This is a genomic window from Pseudoalteromonas sp. XI10 (genome assembly GCF_001469895.1).
Lineage (GTDB): Bacteria > Pseudomonadota > Gammaproteobacteria > Enterobacterales > Alteromonadaceae > Pseudoalteromonas.
Map to the genome: position 1 here is coordinate 208,432 of NZ_LOPY01000019.1, position 20,502 is coordinate 228,933.

At 39.1% G+C, this 20,502-nt stretch carries 28 protein-coding genes; 23 read left to right on the forward strand and 5 right to left on the reverse strand.

Annotated elements, in window-relative coordinates; translation table 11 throughout:
* The first annotated feature begins 111 nt into the window (after positions 1-111).
* The 4 genes from AUR67_RS04025 to AUR67_RS04040 all read left to right on the forward strand — a co-directional run bounded on the left by AUR67_RS04025 (position 112) and on the right by AUR67_RS04040 (position 4,086).
* Complete coding sequence (locus AUR67_RS04025; protein ID WP_161936928.1) at positions 112-1,569, forward strand: EAL domain-containing protein; 1,458 nt, start codon at positions 112-114, stop codon at positions 1,567-1,569.
* 63 nt (positions 1,570-1,632) lie between these two features.
* Positions 1,633-2,067: a GNAT family N-acetyltransferase gene (locus tag AUR67_RS04030; protein WP_058584219.1), complete on the forward strand. Its 435-nt coding sequence runs from the start codon at positions 1,633-1,635 to the stop codon at positions 2,065-2,067.
* A 430-nt stretch (positions 2,068-2,497) separates the two neighbouring features.
* Complete coding sequence (locus AUR67_RS04035) at positions 2,498-3,181, forward strand: hypothetical protein (protein WP_058584220.1); 684 nt, start codon at positions 2,498-2,500, stop codon at positions 3,179-3,181.
* A gap of 524 nt (positions 3,182-3,705) precedes the next feature.
* Positions 3,706-4,086, forward strand: coding sequence for a VOC family protein (locus AUR67_RS04040; protein WP_058584221.1), 381 nt, complete (start codon positions 3,706-3,708; stop codon positions 4,084-4,086).
* A 60-nt stretch (positions 4,087-4,146) separates the two neighbouring features.
* Here the strand turns inward: AUR67_RS04040 and AUR67_RS04045 are convergent, their stop codons facing one another.
* The gene (locus AUR67_RS04045; RefSeq protein WP_171037160.1) at positions 4,147-4,953 is read right to left on the reverse strand and encodes an ion transporter; all 807 of its coding nucleotides are present in this window, start codon (positions 4,951-4,953) and stop codon (positions 4,147-4,149) included.
* Positions 4,954-5,041: 88 nt separating this feature from the next.
* Here AUR67_RS04045 and AUR67_RS04050 point away from each other — a divergent pair, with 88 nt between their 5' ends.
* The 8 genes from AUR67_RS04050 to AUR67_RS04085 all read left to right on the forward strand — a co-directional run bounded on the left by AUR67_RS04050 (position 5,042) and on the right by AUR67_RS04085 (position 8,275).
* The gene (locus AUR67_RS04050; protein ID WP_058584223.1) at positions 5,042-5,248 is read left to right on the forward strand and encodes a hypothetical protein; all 207 of its coding nucleotides are present in this window, start codon (positions 5,042-5,044) and stop codon (positions 5,246-5,248) included.
* Positions 5,241-5,513: a hypothetical protein gene (locus AUR67_RS04055; RefSeq protein ID WP_058584224.1), complete on the forward strand. Its 273-nt coding sequence runs from the start codon at positions 5,241-5,243 to the stop codon at positions 5,511-5,513. Before AUR67_RS04050 ends, AUR67_RS04055 begins: the two co-directional genes overlap by 8 nt.
* Positions 5,514-5,515: 2 nt before the next feature.
* Complete coding sequence (locus AUR67_RS04060; RefSeq protein WP_058584225.1) at positions 5,516-5,962, forward strand: hypothetical protein; 447 nt, start codon at positions 5,516-5,518, stop codon at positions 5,960-5,962.
* A 59-nt stretch (positions 5,963-6,021) separates the two neighbouring features.
* Positions 6,022-6,216: a YwbE family protein gene (locus AUR67_RS04065; RefSeq protein ID WP_036971837.1), complete on the forward strand. Its 195-nt coding sequence runs from the start codon at positions 6,022-6,024 to the stop codon at positions 6,214-6,216.
* A complete protein-coding gene (locus AUR67_RS04070; protein ID WP_058584226.1) occupies positions 6,213-6,740 on the forward strand; it encodes a DUF4240 domain-containing protein in 528 nt (175 codons plus the stop codon). The genes AUR67_RS04065 and AUR67_RS04070 overlap by 4 nt, the downstream gene beginning before the upstream one ends.
* 189 nt (positions 6,741-6,929) lie before the next feature.
* The gene (locus AUR67_RS04075) at positions 6,930-7,346 is read left to right on the forward strand and encodes a DUF805 domain-containing protein (protein WP_082665559.1); all 417 of its coding nucleotides are present in this window, start codon (positions 6,930-6,932) and stop codon (positions 7,344-7,346) included.
* Between the two features lie 49 nt (positions 7,347-7,395).
* Positions 7,396-7,785 carry a DoxX-like family protein gene (locus AUR67_RS04080; protein ID WP_058584227.1) on the forward strand — a complete coding sequence of 130 codons (390 nt, stop codon included), beginning with the start codon at positions 7,396-7,398 and terminating at the stop codon, positions 7,783-7,785.
* Entirely contained in the window at positions 7,778-8,275 is a 498-nt protein-coding gene (locus AUR67_RS04085; protein WP_058584228.1) for a hypothetical protein, read from the forward strand. Before AUR67_RS04080 ends, AUR67_RS04085 begins: the two co-directional genes overlap by 8 nt.
* Here the strand turns inward: AUR67_RS04085 and AUR67_RS04090 are convergent.
* Positions 8,253-9,149, reverse strand: coding sequence for a LysR family transcriptional regulator (locus tag AUR67_RS04090; protein WP_058584229.1), 897 nt, complete (start codon positions 9,147-9,149; stop codon positions 8,253-8,255). The two genes, AUR67_RS04085 and AUR67_RS04090, sit on opposite strands and share 23 nt — an antisense overlap.
* Before the next feature lie 120 nt (positions 9,150-9,269).
* Here AUR67_RS04090 and hutH point away from each other — a divergent pair, with 120 nt between their 5' ends.
* From hutH to AUR67_RS04135, 9 genes are all read left to right on the forward strand, one after another.
* Positions 9,270-10,763: a histidine ammonia-lyase gene (gene hutH / locus AUR67_RS04095; protein WP_054563827.1), complete on the forward strand. Its 1,494-nt coding sequence runs from the start codon at positions 9,270-9,272 to the stop codon at positions 10,761-10,763.
* A gap of 11 nt (positions 10,764-10,774) precedes the next feature.
* On the forward strand, positions 10,775-12,775 hold the full coding sequence (locus tag AUR67_RS04100) for a urocanate hydratase (RefSeq protein WP_058584230.1): 2,001 nt from the start codon (positions 10,775-10,777) through the stop codon (positions 12,773-12,775).
* A gap of 121 nt (positions 12,776-12,896) precedes the next feature.
* Positions 12,897-13,307: a GFA family protein gene (locus AUR67_RS04105; protein ID WP_058584231.1), complete on the forward strand. Its 411-nt coding sequence runs from the start codon at positions 12,897-12,899 to the stop codon at positions 13,305-13,307.
* A gap of 595 nt (positions 13,308-13,902) precedes the next feature.
* The gene (locus AUR67_RS04110; RefSeq protein WP_058584232.1) at positions 13,903-14,295 is read left to right on the forward strand and encodes a hypothetical protein; all 393 of its coding nucleotides are present in this window, start codon (positions 13,903-13,905) and stop codon (positions 14,293-14,295) included.
* A gap of 26 nt (positions 14,296-14,321) precedes the next feature.
* A complete protein-coding gene (locus AUR67_RS04115; protein ID WP_058584233.1) occupies positions 14,322-14,684 on the forward strand; it encodes a hypothetical protein in 363 nt (120 codons plus the stop codon).
* 192 nt (positions 14,685-14,876) lie between these two features.
* The gene (locus AUR67_RS04120; protein WP_058584234.1) at positions 14,877-15,242 is read left to right on the forward strand and encodes a hypothetical protein; all 366 of its coding nucleotides are present in this window, start codon (positions 14,877-14,879) and stop codon (positions 15,240-15,242) included.
* A gap of 59 nt (positions 15,243-15,301) precedes the next feature.
* Complete coding sequence (locus AUR67_RS04125; RefSeq protein ID WP_058584388.1) at positions 15,302-15,772, forward strand: DUF4262 domain-containing protein; 471 nt, start codon at positions 15,302-15,304, stop codon at positions 15,770-15,772.
* Positions 15,773-16,002: 230 nt separating this feature from the next.
* Positions 16,003-16,806, forward strand: coding sequence for a helix-turn-helix transcriptional regulator (locus tag AUR67_RS04130; RefSeq protein ID WP_058584235.1), 804 nt, complete (start codon positions 16,003-16,005; stop codon positions 16,804-16,806).
* A gap of 75 nt (positions 16,807-16,881) precedes the next feature.
* A complete protein-coding gene (locus tag AUR67_RS04135) occupies positions 16,882-17,439 on the forward strand; it encodes a YbhB/YbcL family Raf kinase inhibitor-like protein (RefSeq protein WP_058584236.1) in 558 nt (185 codons plus the stop codon).
* A 299-nt stretch (positions 17,440-17,738) separates the two neighbouring features.
* On the opposite strand, the gene AUR67_RS04140 is transcribed toward AUR67_RS04135, so the two are convergent.
* Positions 17,739-18,170 (reverse strand): hypothetical protein, encoded by a 432-nt coding sequence (locus AUR67_RS04140; RefSeq protein WP_058584237.1) that lies wholly within the window; start codon positions 18,168-18,170, stop codon positions 17,739-17,741.
* Positions 18,171-18,354: 184 nt separating this feature from the next.
* Here AUR67_RS04140 and AUR67_RS04145 point away from each other — a divergent pair, with 184 nt between their 5' ends.
* Positions 18,355-18,810, forward strand: coding sequence for a hypothetical protein (locus tag AUR67_RS04145; RefSeq protein WP_058584238.1), 456 nt, complete (start codon positions 18,355-18,357; stop codon positions 18,808-18,810).
* A gap of 58 nt (positions 18,811-18,868) precedes the next feature.
* Positions 18,869-19,342 (forward strand): mechanosensitive ion channel family protein, encoded by a 474-nt coding sequence (locus tag AUR67_RS04150; protein WP_058584239.1) that lies wholly within the window; start codon positions 18,869-18,871, stop codon positions 19,340-19,342.
* 57 nt (positions 19,343-19,399) lie between these two features.
* Here AUR67_RS04150 and bfr (AUR67_RS04155) read toward each other — a convergent pair whose 3' ends face one another.
* Both bfr (AUR67_RS04155) and bfr (AUR67_RS04160) read right to left on the reverse strand, forming a co-directional pair.
* Complete coding sequence (gene bfr, locus AUR67_RS04155; RefSeq protein WP_054552095.1) at positions 19,400-19,864, reverse strand: bacterioferritin; 465 nt, start codon at positions 19,862-19,864, stop codon at positions 19,400-19,402.
* An 11-nt stretch (positions 19,865-19,875) separates the two neighbouring features.
* Complete coding sequence (gene bfr, locus AUR67_RS04160; RefSeq protein WP_054552096.1) at positions 19,876-20,349, reverse strand: bacterioferritin; 474 nt, start codon at positions 20,347-20,349, stop codon at positions 19,876-19,878.
* Between the last annotated feature and the right edge of the window lie 153 nt (positions 20,350-20,502).

The following is a 20,502-nucleotide window of genomic DNA, read 5'->3' on the forward strand; positions in this document are numbered from 1 at the left end:
TAACAGCAACCAACAACACAGTAATGAGCTATGCAGGGAAGAACATTCAACTTGAACAAATTGCCACTTATTGTTTGTTTACTAATGTTCTTTCTAACCTGCGTTTTTCATGTGTCTGTAAGTTATTTTCAGGTAAGACACCAAAAGCAATTTTCGAACGTTTTATTAAATAAGGCTGAGCATATATCTGCAGATATCTCATCAGCAATAAATGCCGCTTCACGGATATCATCTCGTCAATGTGACACTCAAACCATTAATAAATTACGGGTGATTTTGGCCAATTATGAATACGTCCATGACTTAGGTCTAATTCAAAAAGGTAAGGTTAAGTGCTCTGCAAATTGGGGTAAGTTAGACAAAACAACATTACTTACTCAGCAATTATATAATTCATCTTCAGGGTATGATTTTGCAGCAGAGGTTGCAGGTGTTTTTCCGGTAAAAACAAAGTATGACGTCACTAAACGTGACGATATCATCGCATTCACTGTAAACAAGCCTTTTAAACATATTGATGAATTAAAAAAGCACTTTGAATTTAAAATTATTTCTAAAAATAAAGAGTATGTTTTTCATCACTATGAAACCCAATATCAATTTAACAGCAAAACATTATTGCCAACTCAACAGGTAGAAACGTGTAGTACACAATTTTCTTATTGTGTTGTCACTGAGAATAATCGCCCAGGTATTTTGTATTTCCCGCTGTACATATCTGTATTGATCATATGTATGCTTGGTTTAATTAGCTTTTTAATAGCGTATTCTTTGAGCTCATATTTTGATATGCAAAACTCCATGGAATTCAGACTTCGAAGTGCAATCAAAAATGCACAGTTGTATCTTGAGTATCAACCGATCATAGATGTTAAAACTAACAAAATAATTGGTGTTGAGAGTTTAGTCCGCTGGAAAGACGAAATACATGGGCAGGTTTCACCGGAACTATTTTTAGGTGTTGCTGAGCAGTTATCTTTGTATCCTATGTTGGCCTATGAATGCGCGACGAAGGCCCTTCAAGAATTAGCACCAATTATGAAAACCGATCATGGTTTTTCTGTCGCAATTAATGTTAATGCATATGAAATTGAAAACCCCGAGTTTTTAGATTACTTACATCAGCTTTGTAGTGAGTATGAGCTAAGGAATGAGCAAGTAAAGATAGAGATCACAGAGCGCATTGGCTTGCCTTTAACTTTATTAGCTTGCTTCGCTTTAAAGGCGAAAAAATATGGCTTTAAAATAGCGCTCGATGATTTTGGAACCGGAGTATCTAATCTTGTATGGCTTACAGAAATCAACTTTGATGTAATCAAGATAGATAAGGTATTTACCCAATCAATTACAGATGGTGTAAAGCAAAAAATGGTTTTGGCGATAATGTCATTAGTCTCAGAGCTCAACCGAACTGTTATCTTTGAAGGGGTTGAAACTGAGGACGAGTACAATTTTATCGAGAGTCATAATGAGGATTACCAAATACAAGGTTGGTATTTTTATAAATCATTGTCTTTGCAAGAGTTACAAAATGCTTTGGTTGGTAATGACAATGCTCAAACGCTCTAGACTTATTTTGCTGTTACACATTAGTATGTAACCGGCAATCGCTGTAGAACAAAATGGAAAACAATGAAAGTAGACAATGCGACCGCTGAGGATTATCCAGAGCTACTCGCTGTATGGGAAAACTCAGTACGAGCAACTCATGATTTTATAACAGAAGACGACATAGCCTTTTTTAAGCCAATTATTATTGAACAGGCATTTCCTAATGTGACTTTAAAGTGCATTAAGGATGAGCATCAGGCAATTTTAGGCTTTATTGGCGTACATGAGTGCAAAATAGAAATGTTGTTCATTTTAGATGCCGCAAGAGGTAAGGGGATAGGTAAAGCACTCTTGAACTATGCGGTTGAGCAATTAGCAGCCAACAAAGTGGATGTTAATGAGCAAAACCCACTTGCAGTTGGGTTTTATCAACATATGGGGTTTAAAGTTGCCTCACGCTCGCCATTAGATGATATGGGCAAGCCATTTCCAATATTGCACATGGAACTCGTGTAGGAATGGCTCTTATAAACAAACGCGCGAAACAAGTTTCACGCCTACGATAGAAAACATTAGGCGCTAGGATTCAGGCTCTGGGACGCGATATAAAATCGCTGCTACTTGTTCGGCGTTGAAACGCCTCCTACAAACTTTACTCTCGTAACTTGTAACTTTCCCCTCAATCGCGCTAAAGCACGACCTACAAACACGCGAAACAAGTTTCACGCCTACGATAGAAAACATTAAGCACTAGGATTTAGGCTATGGGACGCGATATAAAATTGCTGCTACTTGTTCGGCGTTGAAACGCCTCCTAGAAACTTTCCCCTTGTAACTCGCTAACTTTACTCTTCTGACGCGCAAACTAAAAAATCATTACTTGTCATACAAAATAATCTATTGTATTTTCAGGGAATTAAGGTTTAAAAATAAAAGGATTTTAGTAATGGTTAAACTAAATGGATTCACAGTTTTAATTTTGATTGCTATCAGTTCGCTAATAACTTATTTGGTTACTTCAACGAGCAACAATAGTGAGGTGACGGCTACCGTTATAGAGAGTCAAGTTAATAGTGATTCTAATAAAGAAGTGATCTCGGCGAATAACAAAGATATACATCAAAGCACTATTCAAGTTAAACAATTAGCCAGTTCAGATCCTGAAGGTAATAAGGTGAGTGAAGAGCAAGGTCAACAAACGAATTTAGCTGATAGACATTTTTCATCATCAGAATCTGTTACCAATTTATTCATCACTGATAATGAGCAAATTAAACAGCAAAGCGTATTTGGCGCAATCACAATTCCTGAATTTCATGACTTTTTGAATAATGTACGAGGTGCAGAAGAAACCGATAATTCAATAGAAAGAGAAGTTAAGCTGCTCGAAATGTTGAATCAAATTCGCACAAACGATGTTTATGCTGAAGACTTTGCTTGCAGAGGTAAAGTCTGTGCTATGTCATTTTACCATGAGGCTAACTCTGATTTTGATCTTGATAAGTTGAGTACTTTTGATGAAAACTACCTTTTCACAAACACATCAAAAGACGAATCAGGTTCAACAGTGACAAGAGTCTTGTTTATTCAAACAGACAACCCATCTCAATTAGTTTTTACCAATGGATAGTCTTTGTAAGTCGCTATTTATGGCGACAATACCTTTAACATTTTCATGTAGGAACGGCTTTAGCGGTGAACCATAAATGTTTGGCTTTGAAACGCCTCTTATAAACAAACGCGCGAAACAAGTTTCACGCCTACGATAGAAAACATTAGGCGCTAGGATTTAGGCTCTAGGACGCGATGTAAAATCGCTGCTACTTGTTGGGCCTTGAAACGCCTCCTGCAAACTTTGCTCTCGTAACTCGCTAACTTTCCCCCTCAATCGCGCTAAAGCACGACCTACAAACGCGCGAAACAAGTTTCACGCCTACGATGAATCACGTAGGAACGGCTTCAGCCGTGAATTTAGATATTCGGCGTTGAAACGCCTCCTACAACTTTCCCCTTGTAGCTTGCTAACTTTACTCTCGCAACTTGCTAACTTTCCCCTTGAAACTCGCTAACTTTACTTTCGTCACTTATCTTTTGCTTAATTTAATGAACGCGATATGCTGAAGCAACGAATAAAGCATTACATGGGAGTAGCAAATGAATCTCAATCAGGTGACGTTACCTGTAAAGGATATGAATGAAGCGGTAGCTTTTTACTTAACACTAGGAATGATTCAGATTGTGGATACCCCGCATTACGCACGCTTTCAATGCCCAGATGGTGAAGCCACATTTTCGCTGTCATTAGAAACTGAAGAGTTTAGTAATAGTGCGGTCATTTATTTTGAACATGAGCAGCTCGATGAGCTCTATGCAAGCCTTGTTGAAAAAGGCATTAGCTTTGAACAGCCGCCAACAGACCAGCGTTATTTATGGACGGAAGCAATTCTAAAAGACCCATCAGGGAATAAGATTAAATTGTATTGGGCGGGAGAAAACCGCTTAAACCCACCATGGAAGGTAGAAAAGCGAGGGTAAAAAAGGCGCTAGAGTCTAGGTCCTAGCGCCCAATATCTAAAAACTATTATTTAAAAAACCTTACTGCTTTTCTTTCAGTAATTGTTTTAGTTCAGCCATTTCAGCTTGCAGCTGAGCAATTTGCCCTTTGGTTGCTGGCATGTCGGCATCAGATGTTTGCTCTTCACGGGCGTTACGATGCTCTTCAGACATGACCTCTAAAATCGCACCAACCATCATGTTTAAAAATACAAAGGCTGTTAAGAAGATAAACGTTAGGTAGAAAATCCAGCTGAGTTCATACACAGCCATAGTTTCATACATAACATCGGTCCAATCCTCAAACGTGGCAATCCTAAATAATGTGAGCATAGAAATAGACACATCGCCCCACAGTACAGGGTTTATATCAGCAAACAGCATGCTACCCATGGCGGCATAAATATAGAAGATCACAAACATGAGTAGGGCGATATAGCCCATTTGTGGAATGGCTTTTAAAAGCGAGTTAACCAGCAGTCTAAGCTCTGGGATCATAGATACAAGTCGCAACACGCGGAAAATACGCAGTAATCGAGCGATAAAAATCGTAGAGCCAGCAGCGGGGTAAAGGCTACCCACCACAATTATAAAATCGAAGATATTCCAGCCTTTGGTGAAAAAGTCTTTAAAACCACGGCTTGCGATAAAGCGGATCACCAGTTCAACTAAAAAGAAAACGGTGATACCTAAGTCCATCCAATGCAAGGCAAGCTCAGCAGTTGGATGTAAAGAGTAGGTGTGTGCACCCACTGTTAGCGCTGAAATAACAATGACAGCAATAACAAATGATTGAAAAATTTTACTTTTATCGATACGCTGAAACAGCTGTTGTAACTGCGACAACATCATATAGAACCCTTTGGTAATAATATTTAAACCCACGCAATATACAGGAAAACGCAGCACCAATGTATAACTACATAAAGGAAATTTAATGTTTTTAAATGCCTTAAAACTGGCCGTGATTGCGACCCTTGCAATACTTTTATCGGCTTGTAGCTCAGATGCCCGTTATCATGAAATTCAATCGGCGCGTTTAAGAGAATGCAATCATATGGCAGATAAAGAGTACCATGAGTGCGTAAAGCGCCAGCAAGACAGCTACGAAGAATTTAAAAAACAACAAGCAGAACATGACTAAAACTGAAAAGCGCCTAGATAAGGCTATTCGAGTTGCATTAACGCAAGCGTGCGAACAAGCAAAAGAACAAGTACACGAATTTTCATGGTTAACGCATACTGCTGATCTAAAAAAGCTACCGCAATCACTAAAAGTAAGTTGTTATTGTAAAGAACTGCCGATAACCGCTGAACAAACCCAGTTAATTACCAGTTTAATTATCAAAGAATTGAGCGCTATAGATTTAGCTATCAATGCAAAAGCAATTGCGTTTTTAAAGGAATAATAATGTACGTAAATTTAACCCCTAAACAGATGGTTAGGTTAAATCTAGCCCTTGCAATGTTATTTATTTGTATAGGTGTGTACAGCTTGCAATCAGACTCATTACCTATTTCAAGTTTTACCGGTTTTATATTTGCTATCGCTTTTATGGTGCAGGCCTATCGCTCAACAGAAAAGTTTGCAGCCAAAACAGCGCTTAGTAAAACACTCACGGCAACAGACACAAGCTTAACGGTTAAGCAGGTTTATTATGGCGATAAAGAAGAGACTCTTGAATTAAGCCGTATTACGCAACTGAAAGTTGCTGATAACTATTTAGCCGTCATATTAGATGGCAACGGCCAAGGTTATGACTTTCAAATAAAAGGCAAAGCTGAAGCTATCATTGAACGTTTAAATGAGATATTGCCAAAGGCGCTGCTTAAAAACAGCCCAATCAAACAGGTTTAATTTGGTAAGCCAGCTGCAAATGGCTATAATCGGCAAAAATTATTGAAAGAGATATAGCAATGGCAGTGCCTACGCGTTCACAAATTTCAATTGGCTGCGAAGTCAACATTGTTTTAAAACAAGATCAACGAACTGGCCAGTTAACTCAAGGTGTGGTTTCACGTATTTTAACTAAATCCCCAAACCACCCGCATGGTATTAAAGTTCAACTTGATGATGGTCAAGTAGGGCGCGTGAAAGAGATTTTATCATGAGTGTTTTAAGCGAAAGTGAATTTTGGCAACTTGTGACCGCCGAAGATAAAACTGCTGAGCCTGAGTCTGTTTGTAACGCATTAAAAGCAAAGCTGACTGATTTATCTGACCAGCAGCTTATGGAATTTGATAAGCAGTTTAACCTACGTATGCGTAAAGCCTATACCTGGGACTTATTTGGTGCCGCTTATGTAATGGCTGGTTGTAACGACGATTATGGCTTTTCAGAGTTTTTATGTTGGCTTATTTCACGTGGTGAACAGTCCTTTTTAAAGGCGCTTGAAAACCCGGACTCAATTGCCGAGTGTACGCCAGTTTATCATTTAAACGAACAGCCTTACCCGTATTTAGATGAGTACGATTTAATTGCTGGTATGCTTTACGAAGAACGTAATGATGACGAATTACCCTTTGTGCCATCAGGCCTTGAGCAACCAAAAGGTAAACGTTTTAAAGATAAAGCTAAGTTTTTAAAACAAACCTACCCAAATTTATACGCCAAATATTGGCAACAACCGAGTTAATTAAAAGCACCTAAGGGTGCTTTTTTTATGTCTTTAGGTCACTTGTTCGTAGTTTTTCAGCAATTTCTTAGTACCCAAATCCAATCATTTTGTGTTATCTTATTCATGCTTAATTCAGCACTATTAACAACATAAATCAGCAGACTAGATTAAAACTGTTTGCTACAACACATATCAAAGGAAATGACAGTGTCAGAAAACGTATATCAAGCCCCAGAATCAAACCTTGCTACAGCATCAACAGAAACAACCACTTTAAGCATGAAAGAAATTTTGTTTTCTTTTAAAGGTCGTATTCCTCGTAAGACCTATTGGTATTCTTTCTTAGGTATTATTGTAGCTTCATTTGTTTTTATGTTCGTAGTTGCATTATTAACAGGTGGTAATGAAACAGCAATCTCTGTGATCACACTAATCTTTTATATCCCACTTATGTGGGTTTCGCTTGCAGTTCAAGTAAAGCGCTGGCATGACCGTAATAAATCAGGTTGGTGGGTACTGATTGGCTTAGTTCCAGTTATTGGTGGTATCTGGGCGTTAATCGAAAATGGCTTTTTAGCAGGTGATGAAGCTGAGAACCGTTTCGGTCAACCTACTAGCTTATAAGCTATACTGCGTGCTCTGAATATCAGAGCACACAGACTAAACTTACCCGATGAAGCATTTTACTACGATTCAAATAGCTCGATTTATTATCAGCTTTAGTTGGCTTTATCATGGGCTGATGCCAAAACTTATTCACATTGCCCCCCTTGAACTAAAAATGACGGCCAGTTTTGGCTTTAATGCTGAAATCTCAACGCTCATTACCCGAGCTGCTGGCATAGGTGAAATTATATTTGCCGTGCTGTTTTTTATTTTCTATCGTTCAATCTTAATCAATATTCTCAACATAGCTGCTTTAGTAGGGCTAATGCTGTTTGTTGCTGTTTTACAACCAGCACTTTTAATAGAAGCGTTTAATCCTGTGACTACAAACATTGCTATGATCGCCTTTAGCCTCGTATTAATTAAAGAACTCAAAGAACCACAGCTCAATGCTTAATACGCCGCACCAGTCACCAATAACTCAATTCACAAAAAAAGAAGAAAAAAAATTTTTATCTTCTTATTTATTTTTTATAGGGTTAGTACAGATTATTGCCGCATTCTATTTTTTGGATTTGCCTATAAAAGAGCAACTAATAGATGAGCAGGGCGTAGTACAACGCTTTTATGATTCACATAGAAATTGTGGCAAATTTAAATGTAAACTTATGACAGTTGTTGGTACTGAAAAGACGACTACATTCCTTAGACCAATTAACTTACCAATTGGCTTAAATGATAACGTTCAAACTTTGGCTTCTTATGATAAAAGTGCCGAAGCGTATAAAGTTCATCAATTAAAGCTTAATGGTAAGATGATTCAAAGTTATGAACAGGCGCTATTTAAAAGCAATATAGCTCGTATATTGCTTGGTATTTTAGGTCTGATTTTGATTGTTTTTAGCTTAATCAACAAGCTTAAAACTAAACCGAATAACAACGCTTAATTTCATCAATCATGGCATTTGCTAAAGGCGAACTGGCATTTGTTTTTGAGGTGATCAATACCACAGGAATATCGTAGTGATATTTACTCGGTTGAATAGCTTTAAAAATGCCTTTATCAACCCAGAACTGTGCGTAGTGATCGGGTAAATAACCAATAAACTCACCCGATAAAATCAAATGTGCAATACCTTCATCGTGATAAGCAACAGCACTGTTTTGATAGTTTAATCCGTCGTTTCGGCTTTCTTTATCGCGCATGTAGTTACTGGTAATGACTTCGGCTTCTTTAATGAGCTCATCTATTTGTTTGTCTTCACACTCAAATAATGGGTGACCGACTGCGCAATACAAAAAGTTAGTTTCGTTATGTAGGGCGGTGTAATTTAATCCGCGAATATGATGGCGGCTAACACCAATCCCAACCAACGAGCGGCCATTGGCTACTGCGGTTTCTACCTCTCGTGCCTCGCACACATTAATATCGAACTGAATGTTTTTACCTTTGCCTTTTAACCTTGCTATCGCGCGGGGAATGGCACAACGTGGGTCACTGACCATGGTATCTATCATGGCAATACTTAAACGTCCCGATAACTCGTTTTTAGAGCTGGCTACGGTATTAGCAAAGGCTTCGCATTGCTGAAGCAGTTCAATCGATGCCTGATAAGTGATGGCGCCAGCGTCTGTAATTTCAAAACCACTGCGGCCACGTTTACATAATTTAATACCAAGCCTTACTTCTAAATCTGATAAATGCGCACTAATGGTGGAGCGGCCAATATTCAAACGTGACTCTGCGGCTGAAAGCCCACCACACTCAACAATTGCTACAAAAACGCGCAATAAGCGCAGGTCTACGTCATGAACTTGCATAGCTCTTCTTTTAGTTCGATAAATCTGGAATGAATAACGATAATTATGCATTTGTAAAACAACTAGAGCAAGCTAGACTCCATCTAAATAAAACTTAATCCTGTTCTTTAGGAGTTATAAATGACATTTAAGTATGGTGTTGACCAATTAACGTTAGACAGCGTTAATGCTATTGCAGCCGGTACGTTACAGGCAGAGCTTTGCCAAGAAGCAATTGATAAAATTAATAAAAGCCGCCAAAACGTAGACAAAATGGCTGCCTCAGATAAAGCCATTTATGGTATCAATACGGGCTTTGGCCCATTGTGTGATACACAAATTTCTCCAGAAGAAACTAACCTTTTACAAAAGAACTTATTGATCACACACGCTGTTGGTGTGGGTGAGCCAATCGCTAAACCTATTTCAAAGCTAATGCTAATCACCAAAGTACATGCATTAAGCCAAGGTTTTTCGGGTATTCGTTTAACCGTTGTTGAGCGTATGCTTAAGTTTATTGAACTTGATATTATCCCAGTTGTTCCAGAGCAAGGCTCAGTAGGCGCGTCGGGCGACTTAGCACCGTTATCACACTTATTCTTACCTCTTTTAGGTGAAGGTGAGTTTTGGGTAAACGACACAATCAAGCCAGCAGCAGACGTATTAAAAGAGCACGGTTTAGCGCCTTTAGATTTACATGCTAAAGAAGGCCTAGCATTAATTAACGGTACTCAGTTTATTTTATCGCATGCCATTACAGCACTTACTAAAATGCGTTACTTATTAGACCTTGCTGATATCGCAGGTGCTATGAGTATTGAAGGTATGCAAGGTAGCGAATCGCCGTTCCGTGAAGAGTTACACGCAATTCGTGCTTTTAAAGGTAACGTTGAAGTTGCAGCGCGCATGCGTAGCTTTTTTGCAGGCTCTGAAAACATGGCTTCACACACTGATTGTGACCGTGTTCAAGACCCTTACTCATTGCGTTGTATTCCACAAGTTCATGGTGCATCACGTAACGCGTACTACCACTTAAAAGAGCTTGCTGAAACAGAAATGAACTCTGTAACAGATAACCCAATTGTGATCAGTGAAGAAGAAGCTATTTCGGGTGGTGGTTTCCACGGCCAACCACTTGCTATGGTTTTAGATTACGCATCAATCGCAGCGGCAGAGCTTGGTAACATTGCTGATCGTCGTTGTTACTTATTGCTTGAGGGCTTACACGGCTTACCTCGCTTGTTAACGACATCGGGTGGCTTAAACTCTGGCATGATGATCCCGCAATATGTGACTGCGGCACTGGTAACAGAAAATAAATCATTGTGTTTCCCGCCATCAGCAGACAGCGTACCAACATCAATGGGCCAAGAAGATCACGTATCTATGGGTAGTATCTCTGGTCGTAAGTTAAACCAGATTTTAGGTAATCTTGATAAAATCTTTGCTATTGAGCTGATGTATGCAGCGCAAGCAATCGAATTTAGACGTCCTAACAAGTGTTCAGACATCATTGAAGAAAACTTTGCGCTAATCCGCAGCAAAGTTACCAAACTAGAAGAAGACCGCTTACTTAAGCCAGACATCGACGCCATGGTAGAACTTGTTAAATCGCAAGCGTTTAAAGTTAACTAAGGGAGCAAATAATGACTTTTCAAGAACAAATTAAGCAAGGTATCCCGAGCGTATTACCAGAGCCAAAACCGTACCCAAGTGATGCAAACCGTGCTCCAAAACGTAAAGACATTTTATCGGCTGACGAAAAGCAATTAGCGATTCGTAACGCATTGCGTTATTTCCCTAAAGAATGGCACAAAGAATTAGCCGCTGAATTTGCCGCTGAGCTTAAGCAATTTGGCCGTATTTACATGTATCGCTTTAAGCCTAACTATGAGCTTAAAGCGCGCTCAATCAGCGATTACCCGGCTAAATGCGAACAAGCTGCCGCTATCATGTTAATGATCGACAATAACCTTGATCCTGCAGTAGCACAGCATCCTGAAGAGCTAATCACTTACGGTGGTAACGGTGCGGTATTCCAAAACTGGGCGCAGTACTTATTAACCATGAAGTACTTAAGCGAAATGGAAGAAGACCAAACGCTACACATGTACTCGGGTCACCCTATGGGACTATTTCCATCATCAGTTGAAGCACCGCGTGTGGTTGTAACAAACGGTATGATGATCCCGAACTATTCAAAGCCGGATGACTGGGAAAAATACAATGCACTGGGTGTAACTCAATACGGTCAAATGACTGCGGGTTCATTTATGTATATTGGCCCACAAGGCATCGTGCACGGTACAACTATTACCGTAATGAATGCGTTCCGTAAAGTACTGGAAAAAGGCGAATCACCAAAAGGTAAGATCTTCTTAACTGCTGGTTTAGGCGGTATGAGTGGTGCTCAGCCTAAAGCGGGTAACATTGCTAACTGTATCACCGTATGTGCCGAGGTTAATCCTAAGGCAGCTATTAAGCGTCATCAACAAGGTTGGGTTGATGAGCTAATTGATAACATGCCAGAGCTTGTTGAGCGTGTACGTACGGCTCAGCAAAATGAAGAAGTGGTTTCAATTGCCTTTATCGGTAACGTGGTTGATGTATGGGAAAGCTTCTTAGCTGAAGATATTTTCATTCACTTAGGTTCAGATCAAACTTCACTTCATAACCCATGGTCAGGCGGTTACTACCCGGTTGATATTAGCTATGAAGAGTCAAATCGTTTAATTCGTGAAGAGCCAGAAGTATTCAAAGAAAAAGTACAAGCGACGCTTAAACGCCACGCCGATGCTGTTAACAAGCACACGGCAAAAGGTACTTACTTCTTTGATTATGGTAATGCGTTCTTGCTAGAAGCATCACGTGCTGGTGGCGATGTAATGGCTGAAAATGGTATTGATTTTAAATACCCATCGTACGTACAAGATATTCTTGGCCCAATGTGTTTTGACTACGGCTTTGGCCCGTTCCGCTGGGTATGTACATCAGGTAAACCAGAAGATCTTGATAAAACAGATGCGATTGCTGCAGACGTTTTAAATAAAATCATGGCGGACTCGCCTGAAGAGATCCAACAGCAAATGCAAGACAACATCACGTGGATCAAAGATGCGAAGCAGAACAAACTGGTTGTTGGTTCGCAAGCTCGTATTCTTTATGCAGACGCACAAGGCCGCGCTGAAATCGCTAAAGCCTTTAATGATGCCATTAATCGTGGCGAAATTGGTCCAGTTGTACTTGGGCGTGACCACCATGACGTTAGTGGTACAGATTCACCTTTCCGTGAAACATCAAACATCTATGATGGTAGCCGCTTCACAGCAGACATGGCGATTCACAATGTAATTGGTGATGGTTTCCGTGGTGCTACTTGGGTATCTATCCACAATGGTGGCGGTGTTGGCTGGGGCGAAGTGATCAACGGTGGTTTTGGTATGCTACTAGATGGTAGTGAAGCTGCCGAGCGCCGTTTGAAATCTATGCTATTATTTGATGTAAACAACGGTATTGCTCGTCGTAGTTGGGCGCGTAACGAAGAAGCTAATTTTGCGATTAAACGTGAAATGGCTCGTACCCCTAAACTTAAAGTGACCTTGTCTAATAACGTTGATGATGAAGTTTTATCAAACTTAGATTTCTAAGTTGTGTCAATGCAAAAAGGCCATGTTGTAAGTGCAACATGGCCTTTTTTATTGCCAAAAATTATTAAATAGCGCATCGTTTAGGGAATAAATTTTTAGTTCAGCGAATAAGGAAATAGATATGACTAGACTACTTACTGGCGGATGCTGTTGCGGCGAAGTCAGCTTTAAAGTCGCTGATAACTTTAGGCGTTTTTTCTTCTGCCATTGCGAACAATGCCGCAAACTAACCGGCACTGCTCACGCTGCAAATTTGTTTACCTCACCTGATGCTATCGAATGGATTAAAGGCCAACATCACATCACGCGGTTTAATTACCCTGGTCGTGCATTATCTAGGGCGTTTTGTAAAACCTGTGGCTCAGCACTGCCATTTGAATCACAAGACAGCAAATACCTACTTGTGCCTGCAGGCAGTTTAAATGAAGAGCCAAGTAAGGAATTAGACGCGCAAATATTCTGCGAAGAGCAAACCGAATGGCATAAAAAAGGTTTAAATGGCAAAAAGTTGATTGGTTTTGGTCGCGATTAAGCCTGATTAAAGAGTAAAGTTAGCGAGGTACGAGAGTAAAGTTAGCGAGATACGAGAGTAAAGTTAGCGAGATACGAGAGTAAAGTTAGCGAGATACGAGAGTAAAGTTAGCAAGATACGAGAGTAAAGTTAGAAAGGGGAAAGTTAGCGAGTTACAAGTTTGTATGAGGCGTTTCAACGCCGAACAAGTAGCAGCGATTTTACATCGAGTCCCAGAGCCTAAATCCTAGCACCTTATGTTTTCAATCGTAGGCGTGAAACTTGTTTCGCGCGTTTGTAGGTCGTGCTTCAGCGCGTTTAAAAGAGAATTTAGATAGATGCTAGAGTAAAGTTAGCGAGTTACAAGTTTGTAGGAGGCGTTTCAACGCCGAACAAGTAGCAGCGATTTTACATCGCGTCCCAGAGCCTGAATCCCAGTGCCTGAATCCTAGCACCTAATGTTTTCTAACGTAGGCGTGGAACTCGTTTCACGCGATATGATGTAGGTCGTGCTTCAGCGCGTTTAAAAGAGAATTAAGAGAGATACTAGAGTAAAGTTTGACCAATTAATCGAGTTTGATTAATCTGTAAAACACATTTTAAAAGGAGGTTTAATATGTTTAAAGTTTTAACCTTAGCTGCTTTAGTCTCGTTAGCTGTACCTACAAACGCAAATGAAATTACAGCTGAGTTTCTTAAAAAAGAGCTTGAACTTGCTCATTCTCAGTACATCAAAGGTTCGAGCGATAGTGCGCTTTATGCGTTAAATGCACTAGCAAGAATTCTTGAGCTTGATAGCGCTAAAACGCTGCAAACAGAGTTAGGCCCTAATAACCTTGCTTTTACTTATCTTCGAATTGGACTCATTCATGAGCATGCTGGTGATCAGCAGAAAGCCAACAGCTATTTTGCCAAAGCGATGAATGCTCACCAAGGCGAAAAACTTCAGCTTGCAGAGCTCAAAGCTTATATAACTAAATTAGATATATCAGCTGCTCACTTAATTTAAATATAATTGGAAATACAAGGAAGACGATGATCAAATGGCACGAACTAAATAAATATCAAAAAGCTGCATTTTGGTGCTTGATAGCTATTGTTGGTTGGTTCTCACCTGAGATTGCACTGTTATTTCATTTTGGTGGAATAGAAGTTGTATTTGCTTTTTTAGCAATGTACAGCTTGCCTATCATCAGAGTAGTGCGTTCTTACTTTCTAAAAATTAAAGAAAATCTGTTACTTGCCTATGTGTCATTTCAAAAAAGTGCCTCTGGTAAACCCAACGTATTTTTAATGCAAACGGCATTTTGCTGTCTTGCAGTCGCACTCACCGGCTCATTCTCTTTTGCAATGGTATTTTTAATGCCAGGAATGATGTTAAACAATATGCTTGTTTGATTGTATTAAAGTTAGCGAGTTACAAGTTGTAGGAGGCGTTTCAACGCCGAACAAGTAGCAGCGATTTTACATCGCGTCCAAGAGCCTAAACCCAAGTGCCTAATGTTTTCTAAAGTAGGCGTGAAACTTGTTTCGCGCGTTTGTAGGTCGTGCTTTAGCGCGTAAGGTATAAATTTAAAGGTTAATGCACAAATGGATTTAGATGAATTAAATGCTTACCTCGCAGGGTTGCATGGGCAGGCAACAGTTGAAAAAATTAATGTACCAACAGAACAAGCTTCTGGTTCCTTAAAAATAAAGTTTAATGGTGATATTGGTACTAGAGACAACGGGGAAATAGAAGTAGAGTTTTTAGATGTTGATTCTTTAAGTTTAGCATTTAGTTTAGTTGGGCCTATTAAAATTGTTATCGCAAATGAGCTTGTATCAAGCTACCTAAATGAGAATTACCTAGAAACAAATTTTAACTTTTATAAATTAATTGATGATGTAGGAGTTAAATGGTGGATATACGCTAAAAACTTTAGAGCAAAGAGATTGCCTGCTTTTTACAAATAATGTTTAAATTTTATAGTTTATTTTCGACCGTAAAAAAATTACTTAAATCAAAGATTATCATGAACGAACAAGATCAGGTTGCTTTAAACAACATTGAACACTTTGGATGCCATGTATTGAAAGTTATGGAAGGGGAAGATGCGCCTGAATTTACTTACTCAATTGGTATTAATAAAAAACAGAAGAAACCGGACTTAATCATTCTAGGTTTAGATAATTCATTGGCTCACTCAATGATTAATAACTACAAAGATAGATTACTTAAAGGTGAGGTTTTTGAAGTAGGTAAATTTTATAGTGATTTTCTTGAAGGCTTCGATGTGACTTTCATCTATGTAGATAGTTCACATTATAAAGAATACTTAGGTTATGGCCTGTGGTTACATAATGGAAGTAATTTTAAGATGCTTCAAATGGTATGGCCAACAACAAAAGGTTTATGGCCATGGGATGAAGGTACTTCTGATTATTATCAATGGGCACAACCTATATTAAATAAGACAGGAATAATTGAAAAAGTTTGTTTGTAGGAGGCGTTTCAACGCCGAACAAGTAGCAGCGATTTTACATCGCGTCCCAGAGCCTAGAGCCTAGTGCCTAATGTTTTTCACGCGTTTGTAGGTCGTGCTTTAGCGGGATTAAAGAGTAAAGTTAGCTAGTTACAAGGGTAAAGTTGCTAGGAGATTTTACGCCGAATAACTAAGAATCATGGCTCAAGCCGTTCCTCCCAGAGCAATGGTAAAACACTGTAAATTATGAATTGATAGAGATAGGTTTAAGCACAGTAAAGCAGCATCAGTCTTTACCGTTTTCGATTTACTGCGCTAATGATGAACAACATATTGTTAATGTGCCTATCGCAAACCCATTACTTGTCGTTGTATTATCTGGCAGCAAAACGCTAATAGATACAGAAGAAGTTAACTGCAATGCAGGTGATTTTGTCTTTATGGCAAATACACCACAGGTTGCGATGCGTAACATTCCGCGAAACTTTGGCTATATTGCGCTATTGATTGAATTTGATTACACCGACTTTGAGTGCTTGAAATATCAAGCCAGCACAAAGAAAAATTTCATCACTGGGCAAGTCGATCCACTGTTTCAAATGACCTTAAAACAATTCATTGAATGGGCTGCAGTAACACCACCACAATTATGGCAAATTAGAAGACAAGAGCTGCTGCAAGTACTATATTCGCAGGGCTTCAAAGACTTAGGTTCAATTATTGAGCCACCAACACTGACTCATAAAATACATACTATCATCGCTGGTGATTTAACGCATGATTGGGATGCAAGCAGTATTGCAGCTACGTTAGCGATGAGCGAATCAACACTCAGAAGAAAGTTAACCGCAGAAGACAGTAGTTTTCAGTTAATTAAAGATAACGCGCGTTTAAGCCATGGACTACACTTGATTCAAAGTAGCTCACAGTCTATTGGCACCATTGCACAGCAATGTGGTTTTTCGTCGCAATCTAGATTCACCGATAAGTTTAAACTTTTGTTTAATACGACTCCAACAGCCCTTCGTAAAGCAATAATGAGCGAAGCAGGCTAATAATTGACAGTTTTGGTACTAATTTGATCTGTCTTTGCTAGGTATTATGATTATTCTTATTAATCGGAGAATATTATGAAATCATCAACATTGAAAATTGCTACACCGTTATTTTTGCTATGTTTATCTGGCACCACACTCGCTGAGACATTTGCTCTAACAAGCAAAGACATTGCCCATGGTGATTTTATGGGGAGTGCGCAAGAGTTTAAAGGGTTTGGTTGTAATGGCGATAACCTTTCTCCACAACTTGCTTGGCAAAATGCACCTAAAGGTACAGAAGCATTCGCATTGACAGTTTATGATCCTGATGCGCCTACAGGGAGTGGCTGGTGGCATTGGCAAGTTGTGAATATCCCTAAGTCGGTATCAAGTTTAGCAAGCGGTGCAGGCAGTGCAGAGAAGAACGCAATGCCAAAAGGCAGTGTGCAGATAACAAATGATTATGGTTTTAAAGGCTTTGGTGGCGCTTGCCCACCGGAGGGACATGGCGCTCACAGATATCAATTTACACTACATGCGTTATCACAAAAACTTGAATTACCAGAGAACGCATCAGGCGCGTTAGCAGGCTATATGATCAATGCTTATTCGCTTGATTCAGCAACAATTGAAGCGCTTTATAAGCGTTGAGAGAGTTAGCGTGATACGAGTTACAAGGGTAAAGTTAGCGAGTTACAAGTTTGTAGGTCGAGCTTTAGCGCGTTAAAAGGGTAAAGCTAGCGAGTTACAAGTTTGTAGGAGCGTTTCAACGCCGAACAAGTAGCAGCGATTTTATATCGAGTCCTAGAGCCTAAATCCTAGTGCCTAATGTTTTCTAAAGTAGGCGTAAAACGTGTTTCTCTAGTTTGTTTTTAAATAGTCGCGGCGCAAAGGCGCCGCTGCTTGTGAAACTGTATAGGCTCTAACATCCTGACTCGCATCTCGCAACTTTAATCATCTTTCTTTGCTTTTTTCGCGAGAATTTCAACTTCGGCTTTTTCGGTTACGCCTGCCATACTGAGGGCTGTGCTGCCTACTGATTCATATTCAAGTTTGATTTTATCGAGTTTAGCGTCGTTTTTGTCTGGCAAATTTAAGCTACGTGATGACATTCCTTTGGTTAAAACACCTAGGTTATCAAATACTTTTTCTTCACCGTTGTTCATAACGACTTTAATTTTCTTAAGATTCACAGTGCCATGGGTGCACTTAACTTTAATATGGCTGTAGTGGCTGCTGGTGATAGGGTTAACGGTATCGGTTTCGCTTTTGTAGCTGACCTTTTTCTCTGCGATTGTTTTCCAATCGTCATCACCAGCTAGGCTTTGAGTACTGGTTAAGGCCAAAAATGTGGTTAAAGCGATGAGTTTGACTATTTTCATTTGATTCCCTCCAAAAATTATCATCATTAAAATTTATAGCATATAAACAGGTTGGTTGCCTATGCAAAGTTCATAAAATAGAACCAAAAGCATTTTTTAATCGTATTAACTAATACGTTATAAATTCACCAACCTTAATCAGCATGCTATGCTAGTAAAGTGTCTATAAGTTTATGGATTTTCAATGAGATATTACTTTTGTTTAGTGGCTTTTTTACTATCAACCTCGTCAATTGCCAGCGCTCTGCTGGATGTAAAGCCGAGCAATAAAACACAGTTTTTGGCTCTGATAAAAGACAAACAAGGTGATTACAAAACAAAAGAGGGCAGCGATGCGGTTTGTCAAAGCGCATCTTTTTCATTGATAAAAGACCCAACGCAAGGCTTTAGCTTAGGGACGTTAATCGATTTTAGTGACTTACATAACGGCACACAGGTAAAGAAGATACCTAACTTTTGCGTTGTCAGTTCGAAGTTAAAATACTTTGTAGATGGCATTGTTAGAACCAAGCGATATTTTCGATGTGATAATGAAGACGACAACGGTTCAACAACTGAAGATCTGCGTTTTAAAGATAATGGCAATATTACTTATACACTGAGTAAACCTAACGTTTCTTGTGTGTTTGAAAAGCAATAATTGTATACCTCGCGCAATTTTAAGCCTATGATGGGCCTTATTTTTACTTGAAAACCTTATGACTGGCCAATTTATTCAAGCATTTTTAGTGCTTGCTGTTTTTTACATAGCAAGCCTTATTATTGACCGTGCTATTAAACAGTTTCAACGTCGCTTTGATTCAACAGCTCTTGAAACTTTCCGGCTGATTTCTAACTCGCAGCGCGCTATTTTATTATTTATTGGTATTGTGCTGGCGTTATCGAAACTGGGTTTTGACGTAGCCGCGTTAGTTGCCGGCTTAGGCCTAACAGGCTTTGCTTTGGGTTTTGCGTTGAAGGATGCTATTTCAAACCTAGTAGCAGGTGTAATGATTGTGCTTTATAAACCCATTAAGCTTGGTAATTACATTGAAGTGAGTAATTCAAAGGGCACTGTGATTGATCTTAATTTGCGCTATATCACAATTAAAGGCGAGGGAGCGGTGCATTTAATTCCTAATTCTTTAATTTTAAGTAATAAAGTGTCAATCATTGACCGCGATGACGATTAACCACAAATTTTAGACATAAAAAAAGCAGCCTAGGCTGCTTTTTTAAGTTTTAGCAAATTACATTTGAGATTGCAGGTAATTCTCAAGCCCTGCGGTTTTGATTAACTGCTGCTGTGTTTCAAGCCAATCAATCTGTTCTTCTTGCTCATTTAAGATGTTATCTAGCGCTTCACGGCTGATGTAATCTTTTTTCTCTTCAGCAAGTTTAATTGCCGCTTTAAGATCAGGAAGAGAATCAAGTTCAAAGCTCATGTTAGCTTCGATCATTTCTTCAGAGTTTTCACCAATACGTAGGCGACCTAAATCTTGTAGGTTTGGTAAACCTTCTAAAAACAAAATACGCTCAATCAAACGGTCGGCGTTTTTCATTTTTTGAATAGATACTTTGTAATCAGCTTTGTCTAATTTAGAAAAACCAAAATCTTTAAACATACGAGCGTGTAAAAAGTATTGGTTAATACCTACTAATTCATTCGCTAATACTTTATTAAGTGCAGCAATGACGCTTTTATCGCCTTTCATACAATTAGCCTCTATTCGCCCATTTGAGATTGATGGTAGTTTTGGCTACCAATTTTGTCGATTAGACCAAGCTGTTGTTCTAACCAGTAAACATGATCTTCTTCTGTATCAAATAATAGCTTTTCAAGCACTTCGCGTGATTGATAGTCTTTTTCTTGTTCACAGATAGCAATTGCTTCTTTAACACAATCAACCACTTCTAGTTCAAGTGTTAAATCGTTTTGCATCATGCTCTTCACGTCTGAGCCAATTAATAGATCACGACGCTTAGTCATGTTTGGTACGCCTTCTAAAAACAGAATACGTTTGATCAACCAATCAGCGTGATCTTTTTCTTCTTCCATTTCGTGGTTAAGACGTTCATACAGCTTATTTAGGCCCCAATCGTCATACATACGAGAATGAATAAAGTATTGATCTATAGCAGCTAATTCGTTTGCGAGTAGTTTGTTAAAACTATCTATGACTTTTTGATTACCTTTCATAATGCTGTCCTCAAATTCCAAGTTGCGGTAATTGTAGTATATAAAAACAAGATTGCAAACTTTTTCCTTTGTAAATCAGTTGTTTACTATTGAGTGTGATTCTCGTTTAAGTTTGCGTTAATGGTTGATAAATGAACAATTTATCGTTTCTAT

What these genes read in the sequence shown, in the direction of transcription:
- AUR67_RS04120 (WP_058584234.1), top strand. Translation starts at nt 14,877, where the DNA reads ATGGATTTAGATGAATTAAATGCTTACCTCGCAGGGTTGCATGGGCAG.
- AUR67_RS04105 (WP_058584231.1), top strand. Translation starts at nt 12,897, where the DNA reads ATGACTAGACTACTTACTGGCGGATGCTGTTGCGGCGAAGTCAGCTTT.
- AUR67_RS04125 (WP_058584388.1), top strand. Translation starts at nt 15,302, where the DNA reads ATGAACGAACAAGATCAGGTTGCTTTAAACAACATTGAACACTTTGGA.
- bfr (WP_054552095.1), bottom strand. Translation starts at nt 19,864, where the DNA reads ATGAAAGGCGATAAAAGCGTCATTGCTGCACTTAATAAAGTATTAGCG.
- AUR67_RS04135 (WP_058584236.1), top strand. Translation starts at nt 16,882, where the DNA reads ATGAAATCATCAACATTGAAAATTGCTACACCGTTATTTTTGCTATGT.
- AUR67_RS04085 (WP_058584228.1), top strand. Translation starts at nt 7,778, where the DNA reads ATGCTTAATACGCCGCACCAGTCACCAATAACTCAATTCACAAAAAAA.
- AUR67_RS04045 (WP_171037160.1), bottom strand. Translation starts at nt 4,953, where the DNA reads ATGTTGTCGCAGTTACAACAGCTGTTTCAGCGTATCGATAAAAGTAAA.
- AUR67_RS04055 (WP_058584224.1), top strand. Translation starts at nt 5,241, where the DNA reads ATGACTAAAACTGAAAAGCGCCTAGATAAGGCTATTCGAGTTGCATTA.
- AUR67_RS04050 (WP_058584223.1), top strand. Translation starts at nt 5,042, where the DNA reads ATGTTTTTAAATGCCTTAAAACTGGCCGTGATTGCGACCCTTGCAATA.
- AUR67_RS04110 (WP_058584232.1), top strand. Translation starts at nt 13,903, where the DNA reads ATGTTTAAAGTTTTAACCTTAGCTGCTTTAGTCTCGTTAGCTGTACCT.
- AUR67_RS04060 (WP_058584225.1), top strand. Translation starts at nt 5,516, where the DNA reads ATGTACGTAAATTTAACCCCTAAACAGATGGTTAGGTTAAATCTAGCC.
- AUR67_RS04040 (WP_058584221.1), top strand. Translation starts at nt 3,706, where the DNA reads ATGAATCTCAATCAGGTGACGTTACCTGTAAAGGATATGAATGAAGCG.
- AUR67_RS04145 (WP_058584238.1), top strand. Translation starts at nt 18,355, where the DNA reads ATGAGATATTACTTTTGTTTAGTGGCTTTTTTACTATCAACCTCGTCA.
- AUR67_RS04035 (WP_058584220.1), top strand. Translation starts at nt 2,498, where the DNA reads ATGGTTAAACTAAATGGATTCACAGTTTTAATTTTGATTGCTATCAGT.
- AUR67_RS04090 (WP_058584229.1), bottom strand. Translation starts at nt 9,149, where the DNA reads ATGCAAGTTCATGACGTAGACCTGCGCTTATTGCGCGTTTTTGTAGCA.
- AUR67_RS04100 (WP_058584230.1), top strand. Translation starts at nt 10,775, where the DNA reads ATGACTTTTCAAGAACAAATTAAGCAAGGTATCCCGAGCGTATTACCA.
- hutH (WP_054563827.1), top strand. Translation starts at nt 9,270, where the DNA reads ATGACATTTAAGTATGGTGTTGACCAATTAACGTTAGACAGCGTTAAT.
- AUR67_RS04080 (WP_058584227.1), top strand. Translation starts at nt 7,396, where the DNA reads ATGAAGCATTTTACTACGATTCAAATAGCTCGATTTATTATCAGCTTT.
- bfr (WP_054552096.1), bottom strand. Translation starts at nt 20,349, where the DNA reads ATGAAAGGTAATCAAAAAGTCATAGATAGTTTTAACAAACTACTCGCA.
- AUR67_RS04070 (WP_058584226.1), top strand. Translation starts at nt 6,213, where the DNA reads ATGAGTGTTTTAAGCGAAAGTGAATTTTGGCAACTTGTGACCGCCGAA.
- AUR67_RS04140 (WP_058584237.1), bottom strand. Translation starts at nt 18,170, where the DNA reads ATGAAAATAGTCAAACTCATCGCTTTAACCACATTTTTGGCCTTAACC.
- AUR67_RS04115 (WP_058584233.1), top strand. Translation starts at nt 14,322, where the DNA reads ATGATCAAATGGCACGAACTAAATAAATATCAAAAAGCTGCATTTTGG.
- AUR67_RS04065 (WP_036971837.1), top strand. Translation starts at nt 6,022, where the DNA reads ATGGCAGTGCCTACGCGTTCACAAATTTCAATTGGCTGCGAAGTCAAC.
- AUR67_RS04150 (WP_058584239.1), top strand. Translation starts at nt 18,869, where the DNA reads ATGACTGGCCAATTTATTCAAGCATTTTTAGTGCTTGCTGTTTTTTAC.
- AUR67_RS04030 (WP_058584219.1), top strand. Translation starts at nt 1,633, where the DNA reads ATGAAAGTAGACAATGCGACCGCTGAGGATTATCCAGAGCTACTCGCT.